This is a genomic window from Moorena sp., assembly GCF_982860115.1.
This window is the reverse complement of record NZ_CEYLVT010000019.1, coordinates 36,469-49,057: the sequence shown is the minus strand read 5'-3', so window position 1 is coordinate 49,057 and position 12,589 is coordinate 36,469. Positions and strand designations below refer to the sequence as shown.

The following is a 12,589-nucleotide window of genomic DNA, read 5'->3' as shown; positions in this document are numbered from 1 at the left end:
TTGAAGGTTAGTTGGTTGTTCGCGTAGCGTGGCCTTTTGGCCAAGGTTGAAGGTTAGTTGGTTGTTCGCGTAGCGTGGCCTTTTGGCCAAGGTTGAAGGTTGAAGGTTGTTCGCGTAGCGTGGCCTTTTGGCCAAGGTTGAAGGTTGTTCGCGTAGCGTGGCCTTTTGGCCAAGGTTAAAAAGTTGTTCGCGGACCCGTGGCCTTTTGACCAAGGTTAAAAAGTTGTTCGCGTAGGGTGGCCTTTTGGCCAAGGTTAATCGGTTCAAGGTTAGTTGGTTGTTCGCGTAGGGTGGCCTTTTGGCCAAGGTTATTGGCCCAACATGCCACTAGTAACCGGGTCACTTTCAACGGTTAATCAACATCGAACCTGTAACCTGCTAACTTTCAACCCAACATGCAACTAGTAACCGCGTCACTTTCAACGGTTAATCAACATCGAACCTGTAACCTGCTAACTTTCAACCCTTAATGAACCTGTAACTTGTTAACTTTCAAGGCTTTTATTGAGTTTCTAAAACTTGGACGCGATCGCTGTCTTTGAGGAAAGCAGCACCTTTGACTACAATGCGATCGCTTGGGGCTAAACCACTCTTGATTTCTACTTGCCCACTAGGGAGGAGTTCTCCCATGACCACTGGCTGTGCTTTAACAGTGTTATCTGCTTCGAGTCGGTAAACGATGGCGCTAGTGTCGGCTTGGGGCAATACTGCTTTGGATGGTATGGTTAAACCAGTAGTTGCTGAGATGGTGATGGAGCCTCGTAAAAACATCCCTGGTCGCAAGCTCCCGGAATTTGGTAAATCTACTTTTACCAGAGCCTGACGAGACTGCTGATCAACTATCGGGTCAATTTCTCGTACTGTTCCAGAAAGCTTCAGGCTGCTATCTCCTTTATAGGATATTTCTACTGGTTGCCCAACCTGGATTTGGGACAGTTGGGTTTCGGGTACCCTTAATAACAGTTCCAAACGCCCCTTTTCGATAATGGTAAAGAGTGTTTCTGAGGGAGAAGTAATATCACCGACACGGGCATTTCTAGTGGCTACTTTGCCACTAACTGGTGCCACCACTTGGGTATCATTCAGTTGCGCCATCACTAACTGGACTTGTGCCTTTTCTCTAGCCAGTTGAGCTTGGGCTTGAGCAATTACTTCTGGACGGGAACCAGCCAATCTTTCCTGGAGCTGCTGTTGCGCTTCTACTACAGCGGCTTCTAACTGAGCAATTTCTGGGCTGTTGGTGTTTCGTGTTTGCTCAAGGCGTTGTTGGGCTTCAGATAAATTCGCTTGAGCACTGAAATATTGACTTTCCACCTCATTATAGCGGTCTTGGGAGATGGCTCCTTCGGCAATCAATTTTTTCTGGCTCTCGAAGCGACGTTTAGCAAGACTCAACTGTGCTTCAGCAGATGCCACTTGGGCTTTAGCTTGGTCAATTTGTCTAGGGATACTGGCTTGAGCCTGTCTTACACGAGCTCTAGCTTGGTCGAGACGAGCTCTAGCTTGGGCCTTTTCTTCTGAGCGTGACCCTGCTTTGAGTTCTGCTAAACGGGCTTCAGCTTGGGCAACTGCTGCCTGAGCTTGAGCTAACTGTGCCTGAAGCACAGCATTATCTAGCCTGACCATTACTTGTCCGGCCTTGACAAATTCCCCTTCTCTAACCAGTACCTGTTTAATCTGTAAACCCGTTGCTTGGGACTTGACCCTAATCTCCTCAAAAGCAGCAACACTACCAATAGCGTCTAGGGTACGGTTAACTGTGGTGGTTTTTACGTCTGCCACCGTAACAGTTTGAGCAGGTACAGTAGAGGGGGCAGCCGCAGGGGTTTCAGCAGAGGGGACAGCGGCAGGGGTTTCAGCAGAGGGGACAGCCGCAGGGGAATCGGTTTTTTGAACCTTTGGAGCTGTCCCAATCAATCGCATTCCTAGGAAGGTCAGCATAATTCCCATAGCCATGGCCATCACTAAACTACCTGCTCCTGATGTCAAGGAGTTTTGGGATTGACTAGTCTTGGATCTGGGCAATGATGAGGCTGAATCCTCCTGTTGGTGATTAGCTTGGTGTAATGGTTGTTGATCTGGCTGAGTGATAGTGCCAGACCCATTCAGCTGAGATCTCTGTTGGTGATTTGGCTGAGTGATAGTGCTAGAGCCATTCAGCTGAGATCTCTGTTGGTGATCTGGCTGAGTGATAGTGCCAGAGCCATTTAGCTGAGATCTCTGTTCATCTAAAGTGTTTCGGGTCATGGTTATTCCCCTGTTACTGGTAGTGCTGAGTAATTTTGTTAAAAAAAGATGATTTTTAAAGGTTATTTCTTAATATAACTTAAAAATTATTAACTTAAAAGTTATTAGGACCTGAGCTAAAACTGTCTATCCATGTTTTTTCTTAATCAAATAAGATGTATAATTATTAATCGTCTCGTAATTAGTCACAGATTTAGCACCCCCCAACATCCATATCAATCAAGCATCGCTTTACTGATGCAGCGATGTCTTGGGGAAAGCACAGGGCAAACAGAGGTGCGGACGCAGGTTTCGCACACAGAACCGCGCGCCATCGGCACTTGATCAGGGCAGGGCACAGAAAAAAGCAGACACAAAGAAAGCTCATAGAATGGGATCCTGCTAACGAGGAGCTAAGGGATGCGCGAGCATTGAGCCGCTACGGGAACGCAAAACCTCCAATTACCTTGAGTCAACCTACCGGTAGTAGAGTAAACCTACTAAGAGATTGATACCGCAAGGTTTATATAGCATTTTTATCTGGGTGGTAAACACACGAATTAGAGTTCCTCAGTTTTATTGGACAGTAAAAAAAAGACCATACAGGTTTACATCTCCAATACAAACGCGCTTATTTTCCGGCTAATGGGCAGATCAGACTAGATTGTCTCAGTTTTTGTTTCTTAGGTGCGCTTTCCGCTCTTTGTGCCCTTGACCCATTAAGAATTAAATTCGCGCTTTGGTGCGACCCGAAGGCGCGCACCTTTTATTGCCTCAGTTTTTGTGTGACATTTTCCTCTGTTTGCTGACTTTTAAAAGTCTAGTAGTAGTTATAAGATATACTTTATCAAAAGGTCTAGTCATGGGTGGAAGTAGTGATAAATTTCCTTAGATAAATGCAAACCAATGCCTGGTACTTCAGCAAGCTGTTTAACTGATGCGTTGCGAATATAATCAATGGAGTTAAAGTGAGCCAATAACTGTTTTTGCCGCTGAAATCCCAATCCAGGAATCTCATCTAAACGGGAACGATGTAACTGAGTAGTTCTTTGTTTGCGATGAAAATTCACGGCAAAGCGATGAGCCTCATCTCTAACCCTGCGTAAAAGTTGCACCCCTGGTTGCTCGGGATCAGTGGCTAGGGGAAATGGCTCCCCTGGTAAAAATAGTTCTTCGTACTGTTTAGCTAAGCTTACTACAGGAACTTCTTCTTGTAAATTTAGCTCTTCCAATACTGCTACAACTGCTGACAGCTGTCCTTTTCCGCCATCAATCATTACCAAATCAGGCCAATCTTTTCTGAGTATTGAGTGTTGATTGTTGAGTGTTGATTGTTGAGTTTGGTTTGTTGAGTTTGGTTTGTTGAGTGTTGAGTGTTTAGTGTTGCTTGTTGAGTTTTGATTATCTGCTAGTTCTGGTTCGAGTTGACTTTTTCTGAACCGACGGCTAATCACCTCAGCAAGGCTAGCAAAGTCATCGGAGTGACCGACAGTGATATTAGGATTTTTGATCTTGTAGTGACGGTAGTGCTGCTTGGCTGGTGTGCCATCTAGAAACACTACCTGAGAAGCCACTGCATTGCTGCCCTGGATGTGGGAAATGTCATACCCTTCTATGCGCCGTGGTAAATCCGGTAAGTCGAGAATGTTAGCTAAATCCTCCATAGCTTTGGTGTTGCGGTCAACCAATCGCTGAGTGCGTTCCAGTTCATAGTTAGCATTGCGCTTGACCATTTCAATCAGTTCAGCTTTGGTTTGCCGTTGGGGGGTGAGTATAGTCACATTTCGACCTTTGCGCACGCTCAAATAGTCAGCCAACATCTCCCCATCGGGTAACGGGTGTTGCACCAAAATTTCTGTAGGGATTTCTACAGCATCAGCAGTTTGGTAATGCTCTTCTAAAACCCGTTGTAAAATTGCTCCGAGTTCTATTGGCCCATTCCCTTGAGGGGCTAAATCGGCAAAGAATCCCAAGCGCCCGACTAAGTGACCAGCACGGATCTGAAATAGTTGGATGCAAGCATGTTTGGCATCAGCGGCTAGTGCGATCGCATCTCGTGATACAGTATCGTCAGGTAAGGCTACTTTTTGGTCTGTACTCAGGGACTTAAGTCCAGTAATCTGATCCCTAATCCGGGCTGCTAGCTCAAAGTTAAGGGATTCTGCTGCTTGTTCCATATTGGCCGTCAGCATCTGAATCAGTTCCCCAGTACGCCCTTGAAAAACCATAGCGATTTCCTGGATGGTTTGACGGTACTCTTCCGGTGTGATTAGTTTTTGACACACACCAGGACAACGACCTAAATCATAGTTAAGGCAAGGACGGTCTTTAAACAGAGGTTTAGGGCGTTGCCGGATCGGGAAAACCTGTTTGACCAACGCTAAAGTATTGCGCAATAGCTTAACATCGACGTAGGGACCATAGTATTTATCGTGTTTATTCCCCATGCGCCGCTTACGGGTAATGAAGATACGGGGGTAATCCTCTGACCAAGTGATGGCAACATAGGGATATTTCTTATCATCCTTGAGCTGTACATTGTAGTAAGGTTGGTGCTGCTTAATCAGATTGGCTTCCAAAGCTAGGGCTTCCGCTTCGGTATCGGTTACGATGAATTCAATATCAGTAACCTGTCCCACCATCATTGCAATGCGAGGACTGAGGGGTTGGGAGTCACGGAAATAGGAACGGACTCGCGTACGCAATTTTCGGGATTTGCCGATATAGAGAATACTAGCGCTATGGTCGCGCATCAAATAAACCCCTGGTTCCAGGGGAATTTCTTTCAATCGGCTTTCCAAGGGTTCTGGATCTTGGATTAATGGTTTAGAACTCATAGCCTGAATGGTCTGTGGTCAACTTTTGGTTGTTACTTGCCATGATGCCCGACTATTTTTGCTTGTGTTCCGCTAGCCGATTTGAGATCACATCCAAAAATTTATCCACATTAAATGGCTTAAGAATATAGTCATGAATGCCTAGTTCTCTGATTTTCTGAATATTGCTGCGATCTGCACTAGCCGTAAGAAACATAAAAGGAATTTTGGCTGTGGCTGGATCTTGACGTAGTGTCTCCAATACCCCATATCCATCTAGTTCAGGCATCATTACATCGCACAAAATCAAATCTGGCGGTTCTTGTTGAACCAACTGTACACCTTCAACACCATTTTCAGCACCCTGAGCTTCAAACCCTTCAATTTCAAGGAGTTCGATTAGATTTTCTCGAATAAAAATCTCGTCCTCAATTACCAAGATTTTATTCATTATTATCCTGTTGAACCTAACTATGAAAATTTAGATCTTATCAGAACCATAGAATAACATGCAATTATAAGGCATAGTTAGTGCATTAGCCCCATGGCATATTATTGGGGATAGCCTAAGTTTCATGGACAGCCAAATTAATATGAAACGATATGTTAGTGTACTCCAGTTGTTCTGGAGTACTGCGCTCACTGCTGAACTGGAATATCGGTTAAATTTTGCGATCGCTACCTTGAGCAGCCTAGGAAACCTGGCTGGTAGCCTATTCGGTTTATTCTTATTTTACCGGACTGGCTACACCTTTTCAGGCTGGAATTGGGAAGAAGCCCTGGTAATACTAGGGATGTTCACGTTACTACAGGGGTTTTCTGGCACATTCCTGGTTCCCAATCTCAACCGGATTGTGGATCACGTCCAGCAAGGAACCCTTGATTTTATCCTACTCAAGCCCATTAGTTCTCAGTTCTGGCTGTCTTGGCGAAGTGTCAGCCCTTGGGGGTTGCCAGACTTAATCTTCTCAATTATAGTAATAGGCTACGCTGGTGGACGCCTAGACTTAGATATCGGCAACTATCTGTTGAGTTTAGTGCCACTATGTTTTGGGTTGACTAGCCTCTATAGCATCTGGTTTATGCTGGGAGCAACAAGCATTTGGTTTGTCAAAATCTATAATGTTACCGCTGTTCTGCGCAGTATTCTAGAAGCTGGTCGATATCCGATGGTCGCTTATCCGTCTAGCTATCGGTTTTTCTTTACCTTTGTAGTCCCAGTAGCGTTCCTGACTACAGTACCAGCAGAAGTGATGTTGAATCGTAGTGATACCTTTTGGGTAGTAGGTTCCGGTATTCTAGCCCTAGGATTGCTGTTGTTTTCTGGTATCTTTTGGCAGTTTGCCCTGCGTTTTTATACCAGTGCTTCTAGTTAGCTTGATTCGCAAGAATCAAGCTCAAATGGATCATTCCATAACTTCTTGGTGCCAGATAGCAAAAGTCAGCAACGACCAAAGTTGGCGGCTGTTACCAGGTTTGTAGTCTTGTATCAAGTTACAAACTTCCGGTGTAAAAATACCTGTTTCTGGCAATGTTTTAATTAACCCGCAAACATCTTCCCAGATATAATCTTTTAGCCAAGAACCAAAAGGCGATCGCCAACCATACTTTTTCCGCTTTTGTACTACATTTGGCAACAAATCTGAAAACGTTTCTCTCAGCAGTTGTTTATCTTTTTGCCAACCCACTTTCCTGGCAAAGGGAATAGACATAGCATATTCAACAAATTCGTAATCTAAAAAAGGAGTCAGGGATGCCAACCCTGATGGCGTACTTGTTTTATATGCCCTCATGCGATTTTCTTCAGTGATATCCAACGTCAAATCCATGTAAATCAGGGCATCTTGGTTGCTAGTAATGTCATTGTTGGAGAGCAAAGTTTTTAATAGTTCCTGATAGAGCGAGTCTATAATTCCCTTATCTGTAGCGTATTCTCCCTGTAAGAGCTGATTAAATTCAACTTTGCTGTAGGTAACCCAAGTACTTAATCTTTCTACAGTTAAAGGTGCTAAGTCCGCTCTTCTAAAGGCTGTAGGATTAAAGTTATCTTTCAGTGGCCATTTGTTTCTGTTTGCATAGGCTAAGTTGCGCAACCAGCTAGGTAATTTTTGCAAGAGGCTAATCTGCATATCTAATTGATGGCGCGGCTCACCTCCAAAGATGGCATCACTGCCATCCCCAGTCATTACTACTGCAATTCCTTGCTCCTTAAGCCATTCAGCCAGCAAGAGCATGGTGACGTTAATTTGATTACTATGAGGCTCACCAAAATTTCTCACACAACGCCGCAGTGTGCCGATTAAATCTTGTCTGCCAGATATCATCAGCTGACTATGTTTAGTACCAAAATGGGCACTCACGGCCTTAGCAACATCAGCATCAGAGTTACACTGATTGGGATTTTTGTTCCAGATTTCAGCATCAAGGGAACCAATTTCAAAGGCTGTAGAAAAGGTGTGAACTGGTTCTTTTAAGAGTTTGCTCATCATCCCCACAACCAGGGTAGAGTCTAAACCACCACTCAGAAGTGCTGCGGGAGAAAAATTACTGTTACGATCTAAGCAACGCTTTACCGCCAACTCAAACCGCGAACGAAGATTGTCTCTTATTTCTGCTTCTGGGGTACTCTGCAATGTTGCCACTTGCTTGAGTTGCCAGTAGCAATGTAGCTGCGGTGTTTTTCCGGCTTCAATGATTAAACTATGGGCAGGTTGTAGCTTTTTTACCCCTTTAACTAGGCTCAAGGGAGCAGGAACGTATCCAAAAACCAGGTAGGATTGCAACCCTTGAGGGTCTACAGCTTTGGAAACAACAGGGTGTTCTAGGATTGCCTTGAGTTCTGAAGCAAAAATAAAAGTAGAGTGTACCTGATCGAACAAGTAATATAGTGGTTGCTCTCCAAATCTGTCTCTCGCTAACCACAGCCTTCCAACAGAGCGGTCCCAAATGGCAAAAGCAAATGTGCCATTGAGCTTATCAACAACTTCTGTTCCCCAAGCTTCGTATCCCTTCAGTAATATTTCAGTGTCACGATTAGATTGGACATGAAACCCTAATGTTTCCAACTCGTCTCTGATTTCTCGGCAGTTGAGAATAGTACCACTCAAGACAACGACACTTGTATGGTTAGAGTTCCACATTGGCTGATAGCTATCAGCGCTTAAGTCTCTCCTGATCAGGGGAACATGGGCTAGACCCACTCCATCCTCTGGTGTAATGTCTAAATAACTGTCATCAGAACCACTATAGGCAATTGCATTACGCATGCGCAGAAGCAAGTTCCGATCAAGATGCTGATCTGTAGCTGTGAAAATGCCTACTATACTACCCATTAATGCTGGATACCTCGAACAAAACAAATTGGGATCGCCCTCGAGTAGCTCAACAAGTAACTCAACCACTAATTAGAGGACTTATGACTATAATTCCCGTAAGTCTTGACAAAATTACTATTTTGGTATCTCGCAAAATTGGGCTTTTAACTGTGATTGGACAATTGTGAACTTAGGATGAACTTCTTTGTTGGTTTTACAGGCAACCAAAGCAGCAACGAAAAAAGCGATGCTCATGTGCGCGTAGCCTGGCCTTTTGGCCAAGGAGCCGCTACGCCCACGCAGAAATTACGGTACACCGGTTATATCACGTCCGTTAAAATACCCATAATTAAGGGGAAGGCGGGTAGTTTGGAGAGTTTGGGGCAGGTGCAGGAATATGGGGAGATGGTGAATATTTTGATTAAGGGTAATTATCCTGAGATGATATGAGGAGTCAGAATAATTGATCTGCCAATAATTTTGAATAGAAATTGGCTTGGTAATCCACCCAACGCAAACCAATATAAATCTAAATTAGTAGATTTAAAAATTGTCTATTTTGTGCTGTTATAGCAATGGGTGTAATAATGTTTATAAATTAAAATTACGTTCGCGTAGCGTGGCCTTTTGGCGAAGGAATGTAGGGCAATAAATCTTGCTGTACTCAACTATTTTTTGATTAGTTGCTAAGGCAAAGCATCGGGTCTATGATCTAATAAAATCAAAATAAATCATGGTCGCCCAAATGCTTTGCCATTCAATCAGTAATAAGGTTTTTTAGCAATTTTTAGCATAATGAGGTACATAGAATTTTTTCCCTGTTCCCTGTTCTCCGTTCCCTGTTCCCTAAAACCAGGAAATCTGTACCTCACAAAACTTAAAACCACTATACTACCCTTATGAACTCAATCCCATCCAATCGGTGTGGAAAAACTCACCCCTGGGTTTATCCAGCCGCTCGTAGGTATGAGCACCAAAGTAGTCGCGCTGGGCTTGGGTCAGGTTTTGGGGTAAGCGATCGCGTCGGTAACTGTCGAAGTAATCTAGGGATGCACTAAAAGCAGGGACTGGAATCCCTAATTTGTTTGATACCGCTAGCACTTCTCGCCAACCATCCTGACGATCCAAAATTGTTTGCTTAAACTCAGGAGCTAACAAGAGATTGGGGAGTTGAGGATTTTGGTTGAAGGCATTCTTAATCTTATCCAAGAAGCCAGCTCGAATGATACAACCTCCTTTCCAAATCCGGGCAACTTCACTTAAGTTCAGATTATAGTTAAACTCTTCCGATGCCCGACTCAACAGTGCCATCCCCTGAGCATAGGAACACATCTTAGAGCAATAGAGAGCATCCCGGACTTTGGTGATAAATGCTTTGACATCGCCATCATACTTGCCCACAGGACCAGTGATTTCCTTAGCTGCTGCTACCCGCTGATCTTTGAAAGAAGAGATGACACGAGCATTGACTGCAGCGTAGATGGTAGGAATTGACACCCCTAGTTCTAGGGAACTAACTACAGTCCACCGTCCAGTGCCCTTTTGTCCAGCAGCATCAAGAATCATCTCCACTAACGGCCCATTCGTTTCTGGATCAATGTATTTGAAGATATCCGCTGTAATTTCAATCAAAAAGGAATTTAGCTCATCAGTGGTGTTCCATTCAGCAAACACTTCATGTAGCTGCTTGTGATCTAGTCCCAAGGCATTTTTCAGGACATCGTAGGCTTCAGCAATTAGTTGCATGTCGCCATACTCAATGCCATTGTGTGCCATCTTAACGTAGTGACCAGCACCACCAGGACCAATGTAGGTGACACAGGGACCATCATCAACCTGAGCCGCAATTTTCACCAAAATTGGTTCTAAATCCTTGTATGCCGATGAAGTACCACCAGGCATTAAACTCGGACCATTAAGCGCTCCTTCTTCACCACCACTGACGCCCATGCCAACAAATCCCAATCCTGTGGCTTCTAAATCCTTGGTCCGCCGCTCGGTATCTTGGTACAGAGAATTGCCACCATCAATGATCATATCTCCTGGCTCTAGGAGAGGTTTGAGTTGCTCAATAACTGCATCAACTGGCTTCCCTGCTTTCACCATCACTAGGATTTTGCGGGGTCGCTCTAGAGCTTGAACAAACTCTTCCAAGGAATAAGCGGCTTTCACATCCTTGCCCTGAGCTCGCTCAGCCATAAATTTCTCGGTTTTGGCAGCAGTCCGGTTGTATACTGCGATTGGGAAACCACGACTTTCTACATTAAGCGCGAGGTTTTCCCCCATTACAGCCAAACCAATTACCCCAAAGGTCCGTTGTGTCATAAAAATCTCCGCCAGTTTTGCTGTAGTAGTTGTCTAGGGTGGATTTACTCCCAGGTTAGCCCGATATTCTGGGTTGTTGCCTAAAGAAGACATTAAGAGTTGTGGTAGTAATGCCATTAAGAAATGCTACATTCAGATATGCGGAAATTCCTGATTGACACGGATACGGCTTCCGATGATGCCGTTGCACTCTTGATGGCACATCGTTGGCCAGATGTCCAGGTTGAAGCTATCACGATAGTTAGCGGAAATCTACCTGTGGAACAGGGGGCAAAAAACGCCCTGTATACCCTCCAGATGTGCCGCGCATCCACCCCTGTCTACCTTGGCTGCCCTAAACCGATGCTCCGCCCATGCCAATATGCTCACTGCTTCCATGGTGAAGATGGTATGGGGTAAATACTACGTGGAGATAGAAACAGCAAGCGAACTCACCCGTGGTCAAACTGTAGTGGATGAGCTAGGAGTACTCAACCAAACACCAAACATGACTGTAATCTGGTCTATCGACGCACCCCGATGGAAAGAAAATTTATATCGTTGCTTGGGATAATTTTCAATTAAATCTGTTGCAATAGTCATCACTTTTGCGAAACAAAGTAATTTAGAATTTAGAATTTAGAATTTATAAAAAAAAATATGAATATACCAGATTATTTGTGATAAATTACCTACCCTAAAATTATCTCTAAAACCCTTGTTAAACAAGGATTATAAATAGTCAAAAAAGCAATTTCAATGAAAAAACCTTTTTGTTAATCAAAAATGTATTATCGAAAATTACTTCATCAGAAGTTCCCGATTCCCGATGCTAAATTCTAAGTTATCAATTCTAAATTCTAAATTCTAAATTCGCGCATTCCCTGTTTCCTTATGTCCCGTGCCAAAGCCCTAAAATACTACATAATAATCCGTCTTCTCCTAGCGCCCCTGATGCTATGGACCATTACCACCCTAGTATTTCTTCTGCTCAGAGCTACCCCAGGAGATCCCGTGGATGCTGTATTAGGGAATCGTGCTCCAGATAGCGTTAAGGAAGAATACCGACAACAATTAGGATTAGCAGACCCGTTGTGGTTGCAATATATTCGCTACATAGGATCCTTGCTACGTTTAGATCTAGGTACCTCAATCACCAGCCAAGGTCAAAAAGTCTGGGAGATTATTCAACAACATTTCCCCGCCACTGTAGAACTATCAGTATGCGGCATGGCCATAGCATTCTTAGTTGGTATAGGAGTCGGTACTTTAGCGGCATCCCGCAGCGGAACAGTTTGGGATGTAGGGGGTAGATTATTTGGCATCATTACTTACTCCATCCCTCTGTTTTGGATGGGGATGGTGGTGCAGTTAATTTTCTCTGTTCAGCTGGGTTGGTTTCCCATCGGTACTCGCTATTCCATTAGACTACCAACACCAGAAGGGTTTACTGGTCTTTATACAATAGATAGTCTCTTCAGTGGTAATTTGGTTCAGTTTTTCACTGCTGTCCATTATTTAGCCTTACCCAGTATTACCTTAGGGCTGCTGTTGAGTGGCATCTTTGAACGGATTGTGCGGGTGAACTTGAAGCAAACTCTCAAGGCTGATTATGTAGAAGCAGCCAGAGCTAGAGGTATTCACGAAAGGCGCATTGTTTTTGCCCATGCTCTGAAAAATGCCATGATTCCTGTGATTACAGTGCTCGGGTTGACTTTAGCTGCTTTGTTAGGTGGAGCAGTGTTGACAGAAGTGACGTTCTCTTGGCCAGGGTTAGGGAATCGGTTGTATGAGGCAATTTCTGGGCGGGATTACCCGACGGTGCAAGGGATTATGGTATTCTTTGCCACTATTGTGGTAATCGCAAGTATTGCTATTGATATTGTTAATGCTTTGATTGACCCCCGTATTCGGTACTAATCCCAATTC

General features: G+C 44.2%; 10 protein-coding genes and 1 pseudogene. 4 read left to right on the top strand and 7 right to left on the bottom strand.

Annotation, left to right across the window (positions count from 1 at the left end):
* The 4 genes from AC4II3_RS05775 to AC4II3_RS05760 all read right to left on the bottom strand — a co-directional run.
* On the bottom strand, window positions 1–306 hold a 306-nt coding region (locus AC4II3_RS05775; RefSeq protein ID WP_490722788.1), incomplete at its 3' end, for a hypothetical protein.
* Window positions 307–501: 195 nt separating this feature from the next.
* A complete protein-coding gene (locus AC4II3_RS05770) occupies window positions 502–2,247 on the bottom strand; it encodes an efflux RND transporter periplasmic adaptor subunit (protein ID WP_488014844.1) in 1,746 nt (581 codons plus the stop codon).
* A gap of 839 nt (window positions 2,248–3,086) precedes the next feature.
* Entirely contained in the window at window positions 3,087–5,063 is a 1,977-nt protein-coding gene (gene uvrC / locus AC4II3_RS05765; protein ID WP_488014846.1) for an excinuclease ABC subunit UvrC, read from the bottom strand.
* 52 nt (window positions 5,064–5,115) lie between these two features.
* A complete protein-coding gene (locus tag AC4II3_RS05760) occupies window positions 5,116–5,493 on the bottom strand; it encodes a response regulator (RefSeq protein WP_488014848.1) in 378 nt (125 codons plus the stop codon).
* Window positions 5,494–5,635: 142 nt separating this feature from the next.
* Here AC4II3_RS05760 and AC4II3_RS05755 point away from each other — a divergent pair, with 142 nt between their 5' ends.
* Complete coding sequence (locus AC4II3_RS05755; protein WP_488014850.1) at window positions 5,636–6,418, top strand: ABC transporter permease; 783 nt, start codon at window positions 5,636–5,638, stop codon at window positions 6,416–6,418.
* A 30-nt stretch (window positions 6,419–6,448) separates the two neighbouring features.
* On the opposite strand, the gene asnB is transcribed toward AC4II3_RS05755, so the two are convergent.
* The gene (gene asnB, locus AC4II3_RS05750; RefSeq protein ID WP_488029330.1) at window positions 6,449–8,374 is read right to left on the bottom strand and encodes an asparagine synthase (glutamine-hydrolyzing); all 1,926 of its coding nucleotides are present in this window, start codon (window positions 8,372–8,374) and stop codon (window positions 6,449–6,451) included.
* A gap of 177 nt (window positions 8,375–8,551) precedes the next feature.
* Here asnB and AC4II3_RS05745 point away from each other — a divergent pair, with 177 nt between their 5' ends.
* Window positions 8,552–8,806, top strand: a complete 255-nt coding sequence (locus AC4II3_RS05745; protein WP_490722787.1) for a hypothetical protein — start codon at window positions 8,552–8,554, stop codon at window positions 8,804–8,806.
* Window positions 8,807–9,253: 447 nt separating this feature from the next.
* Here AC4II3_RS05745 and gnd read toward each other — a convergent pair whose 3' ends face one another.
* Entirely contained in the window at window positions 9,254–10,681 is a 1,428-nt protein-coding gene (gnd, locus tag AC4II3_RS05740; RefSeq protein WP_293112052.1) for a decarboxylating NADP(+)-dependent phosphogluconate dehydrogenase, read from the bottom strand.
* Between the two features lie 138 nt (window positions 10,682–10,819).
* Between gnd and AC4II3_RS05735 the strand changes: the two are divergent.
* Window positions 10,820–11,077, top strand: a pseudogene (locus AC4II3_RS05735) (nucleoside hydrolase); the annotation flags it as partial.
* Window positions 11,078–11,122: 45 nt separating this feature from the next.
* Here the strand turns inward: AC4II3_RS05735 and AC4II3_RS05730 are convergent.
* Complete coding sequence (locus AC4II3_RS05730; protein WP_488011617.1) at window positions 11,123–11,263, bottom strand: hypothetical protein; 141 nt, start codon at window positions 11,261–11,263, stop codon at window positions 11,123–11,125.
* Between the two features lie 291 nt (window positions 11,264–11,554).
* Between AC4II3_RS05730 and AC4II3_RS05725 the strand changes: the two genes are divergently transcribed.
* Window positions 11,555–12,580 carry an ABC transporter permease gene (locus tag AC4II3_RS05725; RefSeq protein ID WP_488011619.1) on the top strand — a complete coding sequence of 342 codons (1,026 nt, stop codon included), beginning with the start codon at window positions 11,555–11,557 and terminating at the stop codon, window positions 12,578–12,580.
* The last annotated feature ends 9 nt before the right edge of the window (window positions 12,581–12,589 follow it).

Bases quoted from the DNA above. Each gene is read 5' to 3' on its own strand.
- AC4II3_RS05770 (WP_488014844.1), bottom strand. From the start codon at position 2,247: ATGACCCGAAACACTTTAGATGAACAGAGATCTCAGCTAAATGGCTCT.
- AC4II3_RS05755 (WP_488014850.1), top strand. From the start codon at position 5,636: ATGAAACGATATGTTAGTGTACTCCAGTTGTTCTGGAGTACTGCGCTC.
- AC4II3_RS05730 (WP_488011617.1), bottom strand. From the start codon at position 11,263: ATGACTATTGCAACAGATTTAATTGAAAATTATCCCAAGCAACGATAT.
- AC4II3_RS05745 (WP_490722787.1), top strand. From the start codon at position 8,552: ATGAACTTCTTTGTTGGTTTTACAGGCAACCAAAGCAGCAACGAAAAA.
- AC4II3_RS05760 (WP_488014848.1), bottom strand. From the start codon at position 5,493: ATGAATAAAATCTTGGTAATTGAGGACGAGATTTTTATTCGAGAAAAT.
- asnB (WP_488029330.1), bottom strand. From the start codon at position 8,374: ATGGGTAGTATAGTAGGCATTTTCACAGCTACAGATCAGCATCTTGAT.
- gnd (WP_293112052.1), bottom strand. From the start codon at position 10,681: ATGACACAACGGACCTTTGGGGTAATTGGTTTGGCTGTAATGGGGGAA.
- uvrC (WP_488014846.1), bottom strand. From the start codon at position 5,063: ATGAGTTCTAAACCATTAATCCAAGATCCAGAACCCTTGGAAAGCCGA.
- AC4II3_RS05725 (WP_488011619.1), top strand. From the start codon at position 11,555: ATGTCCCGTGCCAAAGCCCTAAAATACTACATAATAATCCGTCTTCTC.